Below are 17520 nucleotides of genomic sequence, written 5' to 3'. Positions count from 1 at the left end.
GCTGCCCGCTAATTGCAGCGCTCGCTGATAGTGCATATGGAGTATCTGGCGGTGATTTAAGGCACTCCTCTCGGCACAAATTGTAGGAGCATGGCTTGCCAGCGATAGGCACACCGCGGTGTGTCAGGTACAACGTCTCGCGGGCAAGCCATGCTCCTACCGAGGTTCCCGACGAAATGCCGCTTTTCACCTGAATCGTTTTATCAGCGTGGTTCGACTCCATAGTTAGCAAAAACGCCGCATTTTCCCTCTCTGTCATCTGAGTGGCATCAATATAGTGGCACTCTTTCTGAACTACTCTCCCTGCGGTTAGCGCTGATACGCCCCGGCCCCCTACGACAGGACCTGTTCATGAAAGGTGACGTTTCTCTGTTTGCCGCCGTTGACCTGGGCTCCAACGCCTTTCGCATGATGATTGCCCAGCCAGTCAAGCACGACCGAGGGCTGGTCATTGAGGAGGTCAAGACGCTGCGCGAGCCTGTGCGTTTGGCCGAAGGCCTGAATGAAAACGCGCTTGACCAGCTCGCACTGGACCGCGGTTGGCAGGCGCTGGAACGTTTCGGCAAGCGCTTGCGCGGCTTTCCCGCCGGGCGGGTGCGGGCAGTGGCCACCAGCGCGGTGCGCCAAGCCAATAACGCCGGCCTGTTTCTGGTCGGTGCCGAGCAGCGCCTTGGGTTCCCCATCGAAGTCATCACTGGTCATCAGGAGGCGCATCTGGTCTACACCGGCATTGCTCACGCCATGCCTTCAACCCAGACCAAGCGGCTGGTGGTGGATATCGGCGGCGGCTCAACGGAATTTATCGTCGGGCGGGGCGATCAGCCGGTCCTGACCGAGAGCCTGGCAATCGGCAGCGGCACCTTTGGCAAGCGCTATTTTGCCGGAGGAAGGGTGTGCAGCCTGTCCCTGCAAGAGGCCGAGCGGGTGGCGTGCCGGCACATCGAGCCGATTTCCGGGCGCTACCGAGCCCAAGGCTGGGAGCAAGTGCTGGGGTCGTCCGGCACGGCGCGGATGCTGGCCAAGGTGCTCAAGTGCAACGGCTTGAACGATCCCGGCCATACCGGCATCACCTACGAAGGTTTATTGCGCCTGGCGTTGCGTTTGCTGGCTGCCGAGCACCTGAGCCGATTGCACCTGGTCGGCTTGCAAAGCCAGCGCTTGAACCTGTTGCCCGGCGGACTGGCCATCATGCTGGCTGCCTTCAAGACACTTGGGATCGAAAGCATGACGCCCTCCGAGCCGGGCTTGCGACTTGGGCTGCTGCATGGTCTTGTCCATAACTGAACAGTTCAAGTGTTCTTATGCAATAGTTGGAAACTGTACCGGAGCAATCAGTGTTCAATCCGATAATGTCGTGACAGTCGTATCCACATTGTTCGGGATGAAACCATGTCGCTCTCCATCAACCTGCTCTCGGCGTTTGCCTTGTTTGCGTTTGTCTCCTCGATCACACCGGGGCCCAATAACACCATGCTGCTGGCTTCCGGCGTCAACTTCGGCTTTCGCCGCACCATTCCCCATGCCGTGGGTATCAGCGTTGGTTTTATGGTGATGGTGATGGCCGTGGGGTTTGGCCTGGGCGAAGTGTTCAAGGCCTTCCCGATGACCTATGAAGTGCTGCGTTATGTCGGCGCGGCGTACCTGTTGTACCTGGCCTACAAGATCGCCACCTCCGGGCCGCTAGCGACGGAAATGGCTGCCAGCCGCCAGCCCATGGGCTTCTGGGGTGCGGCCGCGTTCCAATGGGTCAACCCCAAGGCCTGGGTCATGGCGGTCGGGGCGATCACCACCTACACGCCCTCCCAGGGTTATATCTTCAACGTGATTACCATTGCCGTGGTATTTGCGCTGATCAACATGCCGGCGGTGTGCGTCTGGGCCGGTTTTGGCAGCGCCCTGCGAAATGTTTTGCAGAACCCGCGCTGGTTGATGGTTTTCAATTTGCTGATGGCGGCCCTGTTGGTGCTGTCGCTGTACCCGCTGTTCTTTGCCGCCTAAGCCGGTTCATACGATCCGGAAGCGGCACACCTGGCCGCCCCGCAGCATGCATTCCAGGTGCTCCACATCGCCATGGCCCAAGGCGCCGATCAGGGCCAGGTCGAGCTCGCAGACCTGCGGGTGTGCCTTGGCCAGATGATGGAAGACGCAGTTATGGGCGACGATTTCGGCTTGCCCGCCGGAGCGAAAGAACACCTGGGCTTCATAGCCGGCCTGGTTCATGTGCTCGGCGATCCGGGCTTCGTCAAGCTCGTCGGTGTCGATGCTCGCCGCAAGCTTCTGGCCCAGGCTGCGCATCAGCTTGACCAGCCCCTCTTCGCCGATCAGCTCGGCCACCTCGCCGATCAACAGGTTCGCAAGCAATTGATACTGCCTTGGAAACAGCTCGCGACCTTGCGCCGTCAATTGATATAGCTGCTCAGGGCGCCGCCCGGTCGGCCGGGTTTCGCCCCGGGCGACCAGGCCGTCGCGCTCCAGTGCAGCCAGGTGTTGGCGGATGGCCGTACGGGTCACGGCCAGGTGGTGGGCCAATTCATCGATACTCATGCCGCCGGACTGGTAGAGCAGGGCGCTCAACAAGTCTTGCTGGGTACGACCCATTCCCTGAAGCATTTGGCGACTCTCCCACAGGCAGCCAGATCCGTGGCTAGAACTTGGCTGGAAACTGTTTGACCAGTGCAGCCGTCAGAGTATCCGCCAGGATCAGGATATGCGAGCGCATCGCTGCCCATGTTTTGGCTTCGGCGCCGTAGTCCTTTTTCGCCAGCTCGTCGATTTGCGCGATGTGGTGACCACCATGGGCTGCAAGCATTGTCACCAGCGTGTCCTGGGGCAGGTTCGGGTTGGCGCTGGCCAGAAACGCGGCAATGGCCTTGGCATTGCTGGTCAGGTCCTTGACGGCCTTGTCCTTGCCTTGGGCACTCTGGCTGACGGACGCATCACAGTACTGTTTGACGGCGCCCCAGTGGCCGGCAAGCAGTTTGAGCAATTGATCAGCCGCCGGCTGGCCGTAAAGCGGGGCCAGGCTGTTGGCGATCGAGGTCGCGTTGGCGACGACTTGCGTGGCGGCGGCATCGGCTTGCGCGCCTTGGTGGGCCTGGTTGGCGACGACGTAGTTGCGAATCCAGATGATGTGTTCAACCCACAGGTCGCGCAAGGCCAGGCGGGTCGTCAAAGCGGCGGAGTCGGGGCTGGCGGTAGCGCCGATGGCCTGGCTGGCGGGGCTCCAGACAGGGCTGGTGAACAGGACCAGCATCAGCAATGCCAATGTCTTGATGTTCATGGAAGTCTCCTCGATGACGTGGATAAGCTTGCAAGAACAATTAAAGCATAAAAATATGCCGTTAATGGCTTCGTCGCTGTTTCGAGGCCACCACCCATCGCTTCGCTATAGTGAATAAGGTCCAAGGCCAGAGGTCAGCCCCATGGCACTGATCAGTCGCGAAGTCTGGTGGTTCGAACCGCCCAAACCCGGTCAGACCGAAGCTGACCTGAAGTGGGGGTTCCTGGAGATCTACACCGATCGCCCGCCGGTGTTTGTCGATGAACGCCCGTCGGCCGAGCAAATGGCCAAGCGCAAAAGCTGCCGCCATTTTCCCGACCAGGACGGGCAGGGTTAAGCGCCGGTATCAACGGCGGGTCACAATCACCTCCAGGTACTCGCTGGGCACCACCAGCGACGCCGCGCCAGCCCGATTGTGGGCTTCAAGCAGGGCAATCAGGTCTTTTTCCAGCGCTGCGCCGGCCTCGGCAGACAGGGTCGCAAAGGCCTTGTGCACCGGCCCGTACCACTGGCGAAAGACATCGACAAAGTGCGCCGCTGACCTATAGCGAAAGTTGAAATGTCGGCGGGTCACCTCCAGCTGTGCAACGTCTTTGTTGAACCATTGTTCAAGCTGGGCTTCATCGCCCCAGCGCGACGGCGGCTTGAGCCCCGGTGGGGGTGGCATATGCGTGCCCAGGGTCTTGAACATCTGCCCGATAAAGCCTTCCGGCGTCCAGTTGGCCAGGCCAATACGCCCGCCCGGCCGGCACACCCGCAACAGCTCGCTGGCAGCCTTGGCCTGATCCGGTGCGAACATCACACCGAAGGTCGACAGCACGGCATCAAATTGCCCGTCTGCATAAGGCAGGGCTTCGGCATCGGCCACCTCGAAGGTGACGTTCAGGCGTTCGGCCCGGGCGCGCTCCTGGCCGCGCTCGAGCAAAGCGGCGACATAGTCGGTCGAGGTCACCTTGCAGCCGCGTCGGGCCGCGGCCAGTGTGGCGTTGCCGTTGCCGGCGGCGACGTCCAGCACGGATTCATCGCAGCGCAGGTCACAGGCCTCGGCGAGCAGTTCGCCGACCAGTTGCAAGGTGGTGCCGACCACGGCGTAGTCTCCGCTGGCCCAGGTGGCCATCTGACGGCTTTTGATAGCGGCCAGGTCAATGGTGTCAGTCATGGCGGCTCACTCCGCGGTGGTACAGCGCGCCTGCGCCGGGGATTTCACGCTCGATCAGGAACTTCGGCATAGTACCCTCCGTTTTTTGTTATCTGGACACGTCGCGGCGGTGCGGCGTGTGTGGAAACTATCGGCCTGATCGGCGGCCATGTCCCGTCTTTGCGTCGGCAAAGCCTGCCCGAGCGTCCGAAATTTCATCCAGGGTCGCACTCGCATAGCGCTTGCAGGCGCTGCAGCAGTCGTTGGCCGGCAGCGTCCAAACCGCTGCGCGCATACAAGGCCAAGCGCACGCCCTGGATATCCGGCAGGCCACTCTCTGGACCGAGCAGCCGATGCCCCTGGTTGACGACCCGCAATGGCAACAGACTGATGCCCAGCCCCGCCGCCACCGCGGCACATACGCTGGCCAAGCTGGCACTGGAATAGCCGATGCGCCACTGCCAACCGCCAACTTCCAGGTGGTGGAGCATCTCGTTGCGGTACAGCCCACCCGCCGGGAACGCGACCAAAGGCAGGGGTGTGCGTCCGAGTGCGGGCTGATGGCGGCTGTCTACCCACGCCAAGGGCTCGGGCCAGGAGGCGAGACAGTCATCGCTGGCGCCGCGTTGCTTGATCAGCAGTAGATCGAATTCACCGTCCTGATACAGGCGCTGCAACTGCGAGCTGAGCCCGCTGCTGACCTCCAGGCGCACGCCCGGATACTCAAGGGCGAAGGCTGCCAGCAACGGCATCACGCGCTCACTGGCAAAGTCTTCGGCAAGGCCCAAACGCAGCACGCCTGCACCGGGTTGTTGGCTGAGCGCTTCAGTGGCTTCTTCATGCAGGGCAAGAATGCGCCGGGCGTAGCCGAGCAGTCGTTCTCCTTCGACGGTGGGTGCGATATGCCGCTGGCGACGGTCGAGCAGCTGGCAGCCCAGGCTTTCCTCTAGCCGGCGAAGCTGCTGGCTGACGGTCGATTGGGTCAGGTGCAGGCGCTGGGCCGCGCGAGTGAACCCGCCGGAGTCCACCACGGTGACGAAACTGCGAAGCAATGCATGATCCAGCACAGGTCTACCATTCTTAAATCCACTGATGTGCATGACTATATTTAATTTCTGAATACTTTGCGCGCTGGCGATAATCCTGTTTTCAAGAGCTGCAGGTGCCCATGAGCGACGTCAAACCTTCCCCGGCCTGGTTGAGCTGGATTCTTCTGGTGGTGATAGGGCTTAACCTGCGACCGATTCTGAGCGCTGTCAGCCCGCTGCTGGTCGACATCCGCAACGCCACTGGCCTGGGCTTCCAGGGCGCAGCGCTGCTGACCACCTTGCCGGTGATGTGCATGGGTCTGGTGGCGCTGGCGTCAGTGCGCCTGGAAGCGGTTTTGGGGGAGCGACGCGGCGTGGCCCTGGGCCTGTGGTTTATCTTCCTGGCCTGCCTGCTGCGTTGGTGCTTCGGCCAGAGCGCCGTGTTGCTGGGGACTGCGCTGCTGGGTGGGGCCGGCGTCGCACTCATCCAGGCGCTGTTGCCGGCCGTCATCAAGCGCCGTTTCAATACCCGCGTGCCCTTGGCCATGGGCGTGTATTCAGCGGCGTTGATGGGCGGCGGTGGCCTGGCAGCGTTGCTGAGCCCGGTGGCGGCCGACTATTTCGATCATTGGCAGCCGGGCCTGGGGGTGTGGTTGATACCGGCGCTGTTGGCGCTGCCGCTGTGGCTGGCGATGGCCGAGCGGCGCACGGGTCGCGCTCATGGCGGGTTGGGCAGCTTTGTTTATCGGCAACGGCGGGCCTGGTTGCTGGCGCTGTATTTCGGCCTGATCAACGCCGGCTATACCAGCATGGTCGCGTGGTTGCCGGCTTATTACCTGCAACTGGGCTGGAGTGTCACGCAAAGCGGATCGCTGCTGGCGTTCATGACGATCTTCCAGGTGCTGGCTGCGCTGGGGATGCCGGCGTTGGCCCAACGTCGTCTGGATCGGCGAGCCCTTTTGACCATCAGTCTGCTGGCCCAGGTGGTCGGTTATTGCGGCCTGATCGGACTGCCCGGCGACCTGGCGTGGCTGTGGGTGGCCTTGATCGGTTTCGGCCTGGGTGCCTGTTTCGCCCTGAGCCTGATTCTTACCCTTGACCACCGCAAGGACCCGCGCGAGGCCGGGCAACTGGCCGCCTTCGTGCAAGGCATCGGCTTTCTCATCAATGCGGTTTCGCCGTGGTTCAGTGGCTGGTTACGTGAAATGAGCGGGAGTTTTGTCAGCGCCTGGGTGGCGTTGGTTGTCGTGTGCCTGGCGATGATCGGGTTGACGAGGGTGTTCAGCCCGGACAGTTATCGGACGGTACAAATACCAGTGGCCCAGGTGGCTGAGCCCACCTGATCAGGAAGTGCTGGTATCGCCCAGCGACAGCAGGAAGTCGCCGAAGCCGCCACTGACCCGGAAGTCTTCCCGGGTGCTGGTGGCGACGCTCCAAAAGATCCAGCGGCTTGCCAAACGAAAAGTCAGGCACTAAGGTAGCGCCCTCTAACGACTGGCCCGGACTTTGGGTGAGCGGTAGCGGCTACAGACAAAAAATCAGATAGCAGCGCGCCCTCCTTTGGCGAGTACTTCACCGCAAAAGATAGCGCTGTCTCACTGCCTGAGGCTCGATAGAGCTTTCCTTGAAAGTAACAATCACAAGAAAGAGGAAGCCCGTGATGACGAACGCTAGTGCTAGCGCGACTGTCACCAACAGTTTGGCAACACCCCACGCCCAACGGATGAGCACCTACGTGTTCGCGCTGTTTTTCATCCTCGGCAGCATCACCAGCCTTAACGATGTCCTGGTGCCAAAACTCAAGCACCTCTTCAGCCTCAGCTATACCGAGGCCATGCTTGTGCAGTCGTCATTCTTTTTTGCCTATTTCATTTTCGCCATACCCGCAGGCCTGCTCATTTCCCGAATCGGCTACATGAGAGCGGCCGTCCTCGGCTTGCTGCTGATGGCGGGTGGATGCCTGCTGTTCATTCCCGCCACCCAGTCCGCATTGTTTCCAGCCTTCCTCGGCGCCCTCTTTGTGCTTGCGATTGGCGTGACAACCGTTCAGGTCGTTGCGAACCCGCTGCTTTCACTGCTCGGAACCGCCGCAACGGCCCCTGGCCGCCTCACCCTCGGCCATGCGTTCAATTCGCTGGGAACCACGGTCGCGCCCTACCTGGGTGCCATACTGATCCTGGGCTCCCTCAATGCGGTAGATACCTCCGCATTGTCGCCAGCCGAACTGACGTCCTTCCTGTCGCAGGAAGCCAGCGTGATCAGCAACACTTATGCAAGCATTACGCTCTTCATCTGCATGGTCGCCTTGATCGTCTGGCTGAAAAGAAATGAGCTGCAACCGTCAACAAGACCTGAACGTCTCAATCCACTCGCAGCGCTCGACCTTCTAAAGCAGCCGCGCTTTGCACTCGGCACCGCTTGCATATTTCTCTATGTCGGTGCCGAAGTCACGATTGGCAGCCTTATCACCGACTACCTCATGCTGCCGACAACCCTGGCCCTTCCCGCCGAAGCCGCGGGCAAGCATGTTGCCTTCTATTGGGGTGGCGCCCTGGTTGGCCGCTTTATCGGCTCGGCGCTGATGCGCACTTTCGCGCCCGGGAAACTGCTGGCCGTTGCCGCCACGGCAGTCATTGTGCTGTTGACGATCTCTGCCACCACACAAGGCGTTGTTGCCGGATGGTCGCTGCTGGCCGTCGGGCTGTTCAACTCCATCATGTTTCCGACGATCTTTACCCTTGCGACCGCAGGGCTTGGTCATCGCGCGGCAGAAGGTTCGGGCCTGTTCTGTTGCGCCATTGTTGGCGGGGCATTTATTCCGCCATTGACAGGGTATGCGGCCGACCTCTCGACGCTCGCGATGGCATTGAGCGTGCCAGCGACCTGTTATGCCGGCATCGCAATCTACGGTTGGTATGCCCGCGCTCCGAAGCACTAGCATTCCCTGGCACGCGGCCGGGCAGGAGATGAAAAACGGCGCAGAAGCGGCTGCGGCCGCCCCTGCGCAAAGGTGCAATCAGGACAGGAAACCACCATCGACATTCAACGCCACACCTGTGGTGTAGCTGGAAGCATCGCTGGCGAGGTACAGCACAGCGCCGGCCATTTCCTCCGGTGCGGCAACGCGTTTGAGCGCAATGCGCTGCAGTGCAACGTTGAGAATCGCATCGTTCTTGACCAGCGCTGAGGCAAACTTGGTGTCGGTCAGGCCTGGCAGCAAGGCATTGCAACGGATGCCGAACTGGGCGCACTCCTTGGCGAAGACCTTGGTCATGTTGATCACCGCCGCCTTGGTCACCGAGTAGATGCCCTGGAACTCGCCGGGCGAAACACCATTGATCGAGGCCACGTTGATGATGCTGCCACCGCCGTGGTCACGCATCAGCTTGCCGGCTTCGACCGACATGAAGAAGTAGCCACGAATGTTCACATCGACGGTCTTCTGGAAGGCGCCCAGGTCGGTGTCCAGCACATTGCAGAACTGCGGGTTGGTGGCGGCGTTGTTGACCAGGATATCCAGTCGGCCGAACTGTTCGCGGATGCCGGCAAATACTTCGCTGATTTGCTGCATTTCACCGATGTGGCAGGCGATGGCAGTGGCTTTGCCGCCGTCGGCAATGATGGCGTCCGCCACGTGCTGGCAGCCTTCGAGCTTGCGGCTCGAGACAATGACATGGGCGCCTTGCTGGGCCAGCAACCTGGCAATGGCCTCGCCGATACCCCGGCTGGCGCCGGAGACGAAAGCGATCTTGCCGTCGAGGTCGAACAACTGCGTCTTGGACATGGTTTTTCCTTGTTGTAATCGCCGATCAAAGGCTGGATTTGTCGATGACGTTCAGGCTCATTTGCTCGAGCAGCTTGTTCATGTGAATGAACTGCGCGAAGCGCTTGTCCTGGGTCTGGCCATGGTAAAAACGGTAGTAGATCTGCTGCACGATACCGGCCAGGCGGAACAGGCCGTAGGTGTAGTAGAAGTCGTAGTTATCGATCGCAATCCCCGAGCGCTCGGCGTAGTAGTCGACAAACTCGCGGCGGGTCAGCATTCCCGGCGCGTTGCTGGGCTGGCGTCGCATCAGCTGCACCGGCGCAGGGTCCCGGGTTTCGATCCAGTAGGCGAGGGTATTGCCCAGGTCCATCAGCGGGTCGCCAAGGGTGGTCAGCTCCCAATCCAGTACGCCGATGATCTTCATCGGGTTGGCCGCATCCAGGATCACGTTGTCGAAGCGGTAGTCATTGTGGACGATGGCAGGGCGCGGATGGTCGGCCGGCATCTTGTCGACCAGCCAGGCCTTGACCGCTTCCCAGTGGGGGGCGTCGGGGGTCAGGGCCTTTTCATAGCGGTTGCTCCAGCCACTGATCTGGCGCCGCACATAGCCTTCGGGCTTGCCCAGGTCGGCCAGGCCGCAGGCGTTGTAGTCGACCTGGTGCAGTTCGACCAATGTGTCGATAAAGCTCTTGCACAGGGCCTCGGTCCGCCGGGCATCCAGGTTCAACTCCGGTGGCATGTCGGAGCGCAGGATCACGCCCTTGACCCGGTCCATCACATAGAATTCGGCGCCGATCACCGACTCGTCGGTGCAGTGCACGTAGGCCATGGGGCAATAGGGAAATCCGCTGTAGAGCTGGTTCAGGATGCGGAACTCGCGGCCCATGTCGTGGGCCGATTTGGCCTTGTGCCCGAAGGGCGGGCGCCGCAGGACGAATTCCCGGCCCGGGTATTCGAGCAGGTAGGTCAGGTTCGAGGCGCCGCCCGGAAACTGACTGATCGTCGGCGTGCCGGCAAGCCCCGGAATGCGGGCCTTCAGGTACGGATCGATCAGGGCGGCATCAAGCTCTTCGCCGGCACGGATACGGGTGGACTGGTCAGTAAACGCCATGCTTGTCCCTTATGAATGTGGCTCGAGATTATTGATCAATCTAATGTGCGGCAGACCCGCCAACAAGCGCGAAAGCACTCTTATAGGTGACCGTGTTGCAGCCCGATCAACCGTCCTGATGAGGCTTGGCGCAAAAAAAAACCGAAGCGCGGAAGGCTTCGGTTTTTCATGCATCCAGTGGACGACTCAGACCGGGAACAGCTCGCTGAGCTTCATGGCCAGCATCATGTCGCCTTCGGCGCGCAGCTTGCCGCTCATGAAAGCCTGCATGCCGTCGGTTTCGCCGCTGACGATACCCTTGAGGGTTTCGGCGTCCATGACCAGGGTCACGTTGGCGTCGGGGTTTACACCTTCCTGCAGGTCGCAGGTTCCGTCCTTGACAATCAGCGCGTAGTGCTTGTCTTCGTCGGTAATGTTGAAGCCGAACACCAGGTCCAGACCGGCAGCAGCGCTTGGGTTGAACTTGGTTTTCATTGCTTGAACGGCATCGGCTACGGAGGTCATGTTCGATCCTTTTTCTTGGGTTCCAGCGACCGCTTCGGTCGCCATTGGCCGGACTCAGCGGTAGGTGATGAGTTCCGGGGCCTTCAACAGTTGCAGGTGAGTCTGGCCGTTGAAGGAAGCCATTACCACCTCGTTGCCACGAAACTTGAACTGGCTCAACGAGGTGTTGATGATCTGCCAGTTCAGCGCGAAGGCTTGGGCGGCAGTCATTCCGGTAATCAGGTGGAGCAGGGCAGCGATGGTGCCGCCGGAGGTGAACACAGCGATATTGTGGTTCGATTCGGCGAGCTCGAGAATGCGTGCCAGGCCCCCCTGGACCCGCTCGACAAACCCGCGCCAGCTTTCCAATTCGGGCGTATCGTGCTCACCGGCGTGCCAGCGAGCGACCAGCAGCGCGAAGAGACGCTGGAACTCGCCACGATTGTCGCGGGCATTTTTCAGGATATGAAGCGCGTTGGGCTCGCTGGGCAACAGGCCCGGCAGCAGCGCGCGAATCACTGCGTCGGCATCGAACTCATTGAAGGCCGCATCGATTTCCAGCACAGGGATTTCAAGGCCAGCGGCGCGCATCGGTGCCAATGCCAGGCGCGCGGTGTCTTGCTGGCGGCGCAGGCCACCGGCCAGGCAACGGTCCAGGCGCAGGCCCAGGTTGGCCAGGTGCTCGCCCAGTACGTGCGCTTGATGCTGACCCAGGCTTGAGAGGACATCGTAGTCATCGGCACCAAAGGAGGCCTGACCATGTCGTATGAAATAGATGCTGCCCACGTCCGCGTCGTCCCGGTACGTTGAAGGTTTTGCGAGGTTATGAGGATGGCCTTGACCTGTCAATGAAAAAACATACGCTCGTTTGAAAAGACTGTTTGAACAGGATTGCCGCGTATTTCCCATGACTGGCAGAGCCCTGGTTGCGCCGGTATGCTGGAGCCCAATACCTGCCCCAATGTATAGGGGGCGCATAGCCTGTAAGGAGATACCGTGGAGTTTCTTGCTGAATACGCAAGCTTTCTGGCCAAGATCGTGACCCTGGTGGTGGCGATCATCGTGGTGCTGGCCGCCGTTGCCTCGCTGCGTTCCAAGGGGCGGCGCAAGTCATCGGGGCAGTTGCAGGTGACCCGCCTCAACGACTTCTATAAAGGCTTGCGTGAGCGCCTGGAAAGCACCCTGCTGAACAAGGATCAGCTCAAGGCCTTGCGCAAGGAACAGGGCAAGACCGAGAAAAAACAGAAGAAAACCCAGAAGGGCGACAGCAAGTCGCGGGTGTTCGTGCTGGATTTCGACGGCGATATCAAGGCCTCGGCCACTGACAGCCTGCGCCACGAAATCACCGCGCTGCTGACCCTCGCTACCCCGCGCGACGAAGTGGTGCTGCGCCTGGAAAGCGGTGGCGGCATGGTCCACAGCTATGGCTTGGCCTCTTCGCAGTTGGCGCGCATACGCCAGGCGGGTGTTCCGTTGACGGTCTGCATCGACAAGGTCGCGGCCAGCGGCGGCTACATGATGGCCTGCATCGGCGAGAAGATTATCAGCGCACCCTTTGCCATCCTCGGTTCGATCGGTGTGGTGGCGCAGTTGCCCAACGTTAATCGTCTGCTGAAAAAGCATGACATCGACTTTGAAGTGCTGACCGCCGGCGAGTACAAGCGCACCTTGACGGTGTTTGGCGAGAACACCGAAAAAGGCCGAGAGAAGTTCCAGGAAGATCTGGAAGTCACCCACGAGTTGTTCAAGAATTTCGTCACCCACTACCGCCCGCAGCTGGACATCAACCAAGTGGCGACCGGTGAGGTCTGGCTGGGGATCGCGGCGCTGAACAAGCAGCTGGTAGACGAGCTGAAAACCAGCGATGAATACCTGTCGGAGCGGGCACGTGAGGCGGAGCTGTTTCACCTGCACTATGCCGAGCGCAAAAGCCTGCAAGAGCGCATGGGCGTGGCGGTGGCACATTCGATCGAGGGCGCCGTGATCAAGGCCTGGGGCAAACTGAGCCAGCAGCGGTTCTGGTAGGGCATGTACCTCTATGCAATTTGCACAGTGCAGATTTGAATCTTGATGTGGGAGCGGATTTATCCGCGAATAGCCTTGCCGCGGTTCGCCTGACATACCGTGGTGAAGCTATTCGCGGATAAATCCGCTCCCACAATCCCCGTTCAGCATCACTTTCTGCACTGCACCACCAGGCTACGGCTCTTGTAGTTCCCAACGTCCTGCCCCAGCGTCTTGTCGCTTTCCTTCAGGGCAGGCGTGCCGTCGGTGCCGATGATGTCGTAACTGTGCGGCGCGCACGACGCTTGCGCCTTGTCGTAGCAACTTTCCCAGGACATGGCCTCGCCGGAGCAATCGATCTGCAGCCCCGGCTTGCCGTCATTCAAATAGGTCGTTGACGCGGTTGCGCAACCCGTCAGGCTCAGCACGACCAAAAGTGCCAGCGATTTGCTCATGGACACCCACGTAAAGGGAAGGGGAAGTGGCGTTATGCTATAGCATCCTCCGCTGCCGGTATAGCGGCACGTGTCGGTGCATTCGTCAGCCGTTTGAATATTTAGTGGTTAAGGGAACTATCCCTTCGCGTATTTCTCTATGATGGCATCGATTTGCTTTGATCCCGGGCATTGTCAGACAAGACCCGGCTGATTAGACTTCGCCGAATCTCGTAAGCACCGCCCTTGTTAAGGACATTTATGATCAAGAAATGCTTGTTCCCTGCCGCCGGATACGGCACTCGCTTCCTCCCTGCGACCAAGGCGATGCCCAAGGAAATGCTGCCGGTCGTCAACAAGCCATTGATTCAGTATGGCGTTGAAGAGGCCCTGGAAGCGGGCCTCACCGAGATTTCCATCGTGACGGGTCGCGGCAAACGCGCCCTGGAAGACCACTTCGACATCAGCTATGAGCTGGAAAACCAGATCAAGGGCACCGACAAGGAAAAATACCTGGTCGGCATCCGTCGCCTGCTGGACGAGTGCTCGTTCTCCTACACCCGTCAGACCGAAATGAAAGGCCTGGGCCACGCGATCCTGACCGGCCGTCCATTGATCGGCGACGAACCGTTCGCCGTGGTGCTGGCGGACGACCTGTGCGTCAACCTGGACGACGACGGCGTCCTGACCCAGATGGTCAAGCTGTACAAGCAGTTCCGCTGCTCGATCGTCGCCATTCAGGAAGTCGATCCGCAGGAAACCAACAAGTACGGTGTGATCGCCGGCGAGATGATCCGTGACGACATCTACCGCGTGCACAGCATGGTCGAGAAGCCAAAACCGGAAGATGCACCATCGAACCTGGCCATTATCGGTCGCTACATCCTGACCCCGGACATCTTCGACCTGATCGAACAAACCGAGCCAGGCAAGGGCGGTGAAATCCAGATCACCGACGCCCTGATGAAGCAGGCCCAGAACGGCTGCGTTATGGCCTACAAATTCAAGGGCAAGCGTTTCGACTGCGGTGGCGCTGAAGGCTACATCGACGCGACCAACTTCTGCTTCGAAAACTTCTACAAAACCGGCAAGGCCTACTGATTACTCGGATGCTGCTGCATCCAACCGTAGGAGCCGGGCTCGCCCGCGATGAACGATGACGCGATTCTCCTGAGAAACCGCAGCGCCTTCATCGCAGGCAAGCCTTGCTCCTACGGGGTTTGGCTTCGATCTGAGCCACCTTCGGGTGGCTTTTTTGTTTCCTTTCGCAATGTGAACGGTATGCTTGGAACCCTGCCAAGGAGAAAGACATGGCCTACGATTTTGACCTGTTTGTAATCGGCGCCGGTTCCGGTGGTGTCCGTGCCGCGCGCTTCGCGGCGGGATTCGGCGCCAAAGTGGCCGTCGCCGAAAGCCGCTATCTGGGCGGTACCTGTGTAAACGTCGGCTGCGTGCCGAAAAAGTTGCTGGTCTATGGCGCCCACTTTGCCGATGACTTCGAGCACGCCAAGGGCTTTGGCTGGTCGCTGGATGAAGCGGGCTTTGACTGGGCAACGCTGATCGCCAACAAAAACCGTGAGATCGAACGCCTCAACGGCATCTACCGCAATCTGCTGGTCAACAGCGGCGTTACCCTGCACGAAGGCCATGCCCGCCTGATCGACCCGCACCAGGTTGAAGTCAATGGCCAGCGCTTCACTGCTAAAAAAATTCTGATCGCCACCGGCGGCTGGCCGCAGATTCCCGAGATTCCGGGACGCGAGCATGCCATCAGCTCCAACGAGGCATTCTTCCTCAAGACGCTGCCCAAGCGCGTGATCGTGGTCGGCGGCGGTTATATCGCCGTGGAATTCGCCGGCATCTTCGAAGGCCTTGGTGCCGAAACCACCTTGCTCTACCGCCGTGAATTGTTCCTGCGCGGCTTCGATATTTCGGTGCGCAAACACCTGCAGGAAGAACTGACCAAACGCGGCATGGACCTGCAGTTCAATGCCGATATCCAGCGCATTGACAAGCAGGCAGACGGCAGCCTGAAGGTCACACTCAAGGACGGCCGCAGCCTTGAAACCGACTGCGTCTTCTATGCCACCGGGCGTCGGCCGATGCTCGACAACCTGGGCCTGGAACACACTGGCGTGAGATTCGACGAGCGCGGCTTTGTCGAGGTCAACGACCAATACGAAACCGCTGAACCGTCGATCCTGGCCATCGGCGACGTGATTGGTCGGGTGCAGCTCACCCCCGTGGCGCTGGCCGAAGGCATGGCGGTGGCCCGCCGGTTGTTCCAACCCGAGCAGTACCGCAAGGTCGATTACCTGCACATCCCGACGGCCGTGTTCAGCCAGCCGCCGATTGGTACCGTCGGCTTGACCGAGGAGCAGGCGCGGGAGCAGGGCCACGACGTGGTGCTGTTCGAAAGCCGTTTCCGGCCGATGAAGCTGACCCTCACCGAGTGCCAGGAACGCACGCTGATGAAGCTGGTGGTCGACAAGAAATCCGACAAGGTGCTGGGTTGCCATATGGTTGGTCCGGATGCTGGCGAGATCGTTCAGGGCCTGGCCATTGCGCTCAAGGCCGGTGCGACGAAGCAGCTGTTCGATGAAACCATCGGTGTGCACCCGACCGCGGCGGAAGAGTTCGTGACTTTACGCACGCCTGTGGCCTGACGCCGTGAGCATCACTGCGCTGCGGCTCACCGCCCTGACCGCCTTTGTGGTGCTGGCCGGCTGCGGCTCGTTGCGCCAGGAAGCGCCCGAGCCGACCCCGGATGAGGTGCGCAAGCTGATTGTGCGCCTGCTGCCGTCCCAGGCGTCCGACCGTCAGGGCTGGGCCACCGATATCTATGCGGCGTTCGCGGCGCAAAGCCTGAAACCGAGCAAGGAGAACCTCTGCTCGGTTGTGGCGGTCACTGAACAGGAGTCGACCTTCCAGGCCGACCCCAAAGTGCCCGGGTTGCCACGCATCGCCCGCCAGGAAATCGACCGCCGCGCAGCCAAGATGCACGTACCTGACCTGTTGGTGCGCGGCGCCTTGCAACTGCGTTCGCCGGACGGCAAGACCTACAACCAACGGCTCGACAGCGTGCGCAGCGAGAAGGAGTTGAGCAAGATGTTCGACGACTTTATCGGCATGGCGCCGCTGGGGCAGACCTTGTTTGGCAGCCTCAATCCGGTGCAGACCGGCGGCCCCATGCAAGTGAGCATCGCCTTTGCCGAAAAGCATGCCCAAGGCTACCCGTATCCGGTGCAAGGCACGATTCGGCAGGAAGTCTTTACCCGTCGCGGCGGCCTGTATTTCGGCATCCTGCACTTGTTGGGCTATGCGGCACCCTACGATAAATCGATCTACCGCTTCGCTGATTTCAATGTCGGTTGGTACGCCAGTCGTAATGCCGCCTTCCAGAATGCCGTCAGCCGCGCCTCGGGTATTGCGTTGGAACTGGATGGCGACCTGATTTTGCATGGCTCGGCATTGCCGGGGGCGACCGAGTTGGCGGTACGCACATTGGGCAAGCGCATGGACATGAGCAACTGGACGATTCGTCGACAGTTGGAAGAGGGGGATTTGGCCGACTTTGCCGACACCACCCTGTACGAGCGGGTGTTTGCCCTGGCCGACAAGGCCGAGCGCAAGCCCTTGCCACGGCAGATGCTGCCGGTGATCAAACTGGAGAGCCCGAAAATCACCCGGCGGTTGACCACGGCCTGGTTTGCCAAGCGCGTCGACGACCGGCGTGTGCGTTGCCTGGCCCGCGCCCGTTAGAGAAGACGCTCAGCGAGCAGTGGCACTTCAACGAGGGTCACGGACCTCAGTGTCGATATAGACGCCGAGGCTGGGGTCATAGGTGCGAATCAGCACTCGCGGGCGCTTGTCGACCACCACCGGCAGGCGCGAGTCGGCAAACTCATGCGCGTTGGCGACCGGGATAAAAGTGGCGGGTGCGCTGGAAATATAGGGCTGGAGGGGCGGTGAGCGCAGCGACTGTGGCCCGCCGTACAGCGATCGCGACTGGCCGTAATAGACGACGGTATTTGAGTTGTACCAACCGTCCATGGCGTCAAAAGCGGATTGGGCAGACACACCGCACGAGTCGCTCAAGCAGCTTACGGAGACAAGCATCAGCACTGCGAGTTTGGACATGGCGACACCTTAGATGTGATTCACCGTGTTTCCCCAAGGTCTATCACTCTACTCCCGCGTTGTTCGACCGTGTAGGAGCAAGGCTAGCCTGCGATGGGCCGCACAGCGGCCCCCGGCAATATCTGAACCGTTCACA

At 60.6% G+C, this 17520-nt stretch carries 19 protein-coding genes; 9 read left to right on the top strand and 10 right to left on the bottom strand.

Annotated elements, in window-relative coordinates:
* The first annotated feature begins 351 nt into the window (after positions 1-351).
* Entirely contained in the window at positions 352-1284 is a 933-nt protein-coding gene (locus GUY40_RS17525) for a Ppx/GppA family phosphatase (RefSeq protein ID WP_166570171.1), read from the top strand.
* Positions 1285-1389: 105 nt separating this feature from the next.
* Positions 1390-1998, top strand: coding sequence for a LysE family translocator (locus GUY40_RS17520; protein ID WP_166570170.1), 609 nt, complete (start codon positions 1390-1392; stop codon positions 1996-1998).
* Between the two features lie 6 nt (positions 1999-2004).
* Here GUY40_RS17520 and GUY40_RS17515 read toward each other — a convergent pair whose 3' ends face one another.
* Both GUY40_RS17515 and GUY40_RS17510 read right to left on the bottom strand, forming a co-directional pair.
* Positions 2005-2610, bottom strand: coding sequence for a metalloregulator ArsR/SmtB family transcription factor (locus tag GUY40_RS17515; protein ID WP_166570169.1), 606 nt, complete (start codon positions 2608-2610; stop codon positions 2005-2007).
* A 34-nt stretch (positions 2611-2644) separates the two neighbouring features.
* The gene (locus tag GUY40_RS17510; protein WP_166570168.1) at positions 2645-3280 is read right to left on the bottom strand and encodes a hypothetical protein; all 636 of its coding nucleotides are present in this window, start codon (positions 3278-3280) and stop codon (positions 2645-2647) included.
* A 142-nt stretch (positions 3281-3422) separates the two neighbouring features.
* Here GUY40_RS17510 and GUY40_RS17505 point away from each other — a divergent pair, with 142 nt between their 5' ends.
* The gene (locus tag GUY40_RS17505; protein WP_166570167.1) at positions 3423-3617 is read left to right on the top strand and encodes a hypothetical protein; all 195 of its coding nucleotides are present in this window, start codon (positions 3423-3425) and stop codon (positions 3615-3617) included.
* A 9-nt stretch (positions 3618-3626) separates the two neighbouring features.
* Here GUY40_RS17505 and GUY40_RS17500 read toward each other — a convergent pair whose 3' ends face one another.
* Both GUY40_RS17500 and GUY40_RS17495 read right to left on the bottom strand, forming a co-directional pair.
* Positions 3627-4439 (bottom strand): class I SAM-dependent methyltransferase, encoded by an 813-nt coding sequence (locus GUY40_RS17500; RefSeq protein ID WP_166570166.1) that lies wholly within the window; start codon positions 4437-4439, stop codon positions 3627-3629.
* A 194-nt stretch (positions 4440-4633) separates the two neighbouring features.
* On the bottom strand, positions 4634-5485 hold the full coding sequence (locus GUY40_RS17495) for a LysR substrate-binding domain-containing protein (protein ID WP_166570165.1): 852 nt from the start codon (positions 5483-5485) through the stop codon (positions 4634-4636).
* Between the two features lie 101 nt (positions 5486-5586).
* Here GUY40_RS17495 and GUY40_RS17490 point away from each other — a divergent pair, with 101 nt between their 5' ends.
* The gene (locus tag GUY40_RS17490; protein WP_166570164.1) at positions 5587-6789 is read left to right on the top strand and encodes a CynX/NimT family MFS transporter; all 1203 of its coding nucleotides are present in this window, start codon (positions 5587-5589) and stop codon (positions 6787-6789) included.
* A gap of 380 nt (positions 6790-7169) precedes the next feature.
* Positions 7170-8384, top strand: coding sequence for a sugar MFS transporter (locus GUY40_RS17485; RefSeq protein WP_256675784.1), 1215 nt, complete (start codon positions 7170-7172; stop codon positions 8382-8384).
* A 78-nt stretch (positions 8385-8462) separates the two neighbouring features.
* Here the strand turns inward: GUY40_RS17485 and GUY40_RS17480 are convergent, their stop codons facing one another.
* From GUY40_RS17480 to GUY40_RS17465, 4 genes are all read right to left on the bottom strand, one after another.
* The gene (locus GUY40_RS17480; protein WP_166570162.1) at positions 8463-9230 is read right to left on the bottom strand and encodes an SDR family oxidoreductase; all 768 of its coding nucleotides are present in this window, start codon (positions 9228-9230) and stop codon (positions 8463-8465) included.
* 25 nt (positions 9231-9255) lie between these two features.
* Positions 9256-10323 (bottom strand): phosphotransferase family protein, encoded by a 1068-nt coding sequence (locus GUY40_RS17475; RefSeq protein ID WP_166570161.1) that lies wholly within the window; start codon positions 10321-10323, stop codon positions 9256-9258.
* A 186-nt stretch (positions 10324-10509) separates the two neighbouring features.
* Positions 10510-10827: an SCP2 sterol-binding domain-containing protein gene (locus GUY40_RS17470; RefSeq protein WP_166570160.1), complete on the bottom strand. Its 318-nt coding sequence runs from the start codon at positions 10825-10827 to the stop codon at positions 10510-10512.
* A 54-nt stretch (positions 10828-10881) separates the two neighbouring features.
* The gene (locus tag GUY40_RS17465) at positions 10882-11592 is read right to left on the bottom strand and encodes a histidine phosphatase family protein (protein ID WP_166570159.1); all 711 of its coding nucleotides are present in this window, start codon (positions 11590-11592) and stop codon (positions 10882-10884) included.
* A gap of 210 nt (positions 11593-11802) precedes the next feature.
* Between GUY40_RS17465 and sohB the strand changes: the two genes are divergently transcribed.
* The gene (gene sohB / locus GUY40_RS17460; RefSeq protein ID WP_166570158.1) at positions 11803-12831 is read left to right on the top strand and encodes a protease SohB; all 1029 of its coding nucleotides are present in this window, start codon (positions 11803-11805) and stop codon (positions 12829-12831) included.
* Between the two features lie 149 nt (positions 12832-12980).
* Here the strand turns inward: sohB and GUY40_RS17455 are convergent, their stop codons facing one another.
* Positions 12981-13265 carry a hypothetical protein gene (locus GUY40_RS17455; protein ID WP_166570157.1) on the bottom strand — a complete coding sequence of 95 codons (285 nt, stop codon included), beginning with the start codon at positions 13263-13265 and terminating at the stop codon, positions 12981-12983.
* A 240-nt stretch (positions 13266-13505) separates the two neighbouring features.
* Between GUY40_RS17455 and galU the strand changes: the two genes are divergently transcribed.
* From galU to GUY40_RS17440, 3 genes are all read left to right on the top strand, one after another.
* Positions 13506-14345, top strand: a complete 840-nt coding sequence (gene galU / locus GUY40_RS17450; protein ID WP_166570156.1) for a UTP--glucose-1-phosphate uridylyltransferase GalU — start codon at positions 13506-13508, stop codon at positions 14343-14345.
* Between the two features lie 209 nt (positions 14346-14554).
* Entirely contained in the window at positions 14555-15910 is a 1356-nt protein-coding gene (gorA, locus tag GUY40_RS17445) for a glutathione-disulfide reductase (protein WP_166570155.1), read from the top strand.
* A 10-nt stretch (positions 15911-15920) separates the two neighbouring features.
* Positions 15921-17006 (top strand): DUF1615 domain-containing protein, encoded by a 1086-nt coding sequence (locus GUY40_RS17440; RefSeq protein WP_166570219.1) that lies wholly within the window; start codon positions 15921-15923, stop codon positions 17004-17006.
* 27 nt (positions 17007-17033) lie between these two features.
* Here the strand turns inward: GUY40_RS17440 and GUY40_RS17435 are convergent, their stop codons facing one another.
* Complete coding sequence (locus GUY40_RS17435; RefSeq protein ID WP_166570154.1) at positions 17034-17384, bottom strand: hypothetical protein; 351 nt, start codon at positions 17382-17384, stop codon at positions 17034-17036.
* Positions 17385-17520 lie beyond the last annotated feature (136 nt).

The organism is Pseudomonas sp. R5(2019) (assembly GCF_009905435.1).
Classification (GTDB): domain Bacteria; phylum Pseudomonadota; class Gammaproteobacteria; order Pseudomonadales; family Pseudomonadaceae; genus Aquipseudomonas.
Note: the sequence above shows the minus strand (reverse complement) of the source record. Positions and strands in the feature narration are given on the sequence as shown.

What these genes read in the sequence shown, in the direction of transcription:
- GUY40_RS17475 (WP_166570161.1), bottom strand. Translation starts at nt 10,323, where the DNA reads ATGGCGTTTACTGACCAGTCCACCCGTATCCGTGCCGGCGAAGAGCTT.
- GUY40_RS17510 (WP_166570168.1), bottom strand. Translation starts at nt 3,280, where the DNA reads ATGAACATCAAGACATTGGCATTGCTGATGCTGGTCCTGTTCACCAGC.
- galU (WP_166570156.1), top strand. Translation starts at nt 13,506, where the DNA reads ATGATCAAGAAATGCTTGTTCCCTGCCGCCGGATACGGCACTCGCTTC.
- GUY40_RS17455 (WP_166570157.1), bottom strand. Translation starts at nt 13,265, where the DNA reads ATGAGCAAATCGCTGGCACTTTTGGTCGTGCTGAGCCTGACGGGTTGC.
- GUY40_RS17470 (WP_166570160.1), bottom strand. Translation starts at nt 10,827, where the DNA reads ATGACCTCCGTAGCCGATGCCGTTCAAGCAATGAAAACCAAGTTCAAC.
- GUY40_RS17490 (WP_166570164.1), top strand. Translation starts at nt 5,587, where the DNA reads ATGAGCGACGTCAAACCTTCCCCGGCCTGGTTGAGCTGGATTCTTCTG.
- GUY40_RS17435 (WP_166570154.1), bottom strand. Translation starts at nt 17,384, where the DNA reads ATGTCCAAACTCGCAGTGCTGATGCTTGTCTCCGTAAGCTGCTTGAGC.
- GUY40_RS17500 (WP_166570166.1), bottom strand. Translation starts at nt 4,439, where the DNA reads ATGACTGACACCATTGACCTGGCCGCTATCAAAAGCCGTCAGATGGCC.
- gorA (WP_166570155.1), top strand. Translation starts at nt 14,555, where the DNA reads ATGGCCTACGATTTTGACCTGTTTGTAATCGGCGCCGGTTCCGGTGGT.
- GUY40_RS17480 (WP_166570162.1), bottom strand. Translation starts at nt 9,230, where the DNA reads ATGTCCAAGACGCAGTTGTTCGACCTCGACGGCAAGATCGCTTTCGTC.
- GUY40_RS17485 (WP_256675784.1), top strand. Translation starts at nt 7,170, where the DNA reads ATGAGCACCTACGTGTTCGCGCTGTTTTTCATCCTCGGCAGCATCACC.
- GUY40_RS17505 (WP_166570167.1), top strand. Translation starts at nt 3,423, where the DNA reads ATGGCACTGATCAGTCGCGAAGTCTGGTGGTTCGAACCGCCCAAACCC.
- GUY40_RS17520 (WP_166570170.1), top strand. Translation starts at nt 1,390, where the DNA reads ATGTCGCTCTCCATCAACCTGCTCTCGGCGTTTGCCTTGTTTGCGTTT.
- GUY40_RS17515 (WP_166570169.1), bottom strand. Translation starts at nt 2,610, where the DNA reads ATGCTTCAGGGAATGGGTCGTACCCAGCAAGACTTGTTGAGCGCCCTG.
- GUY40_RS17525 (WP_166570171.1), top strand. Translation starts at nt 352, where the DNA reads ATGAAAGGTGACGTTTCTCTGTTTGCCGCCGTTGACCTGGGCTCCAAC.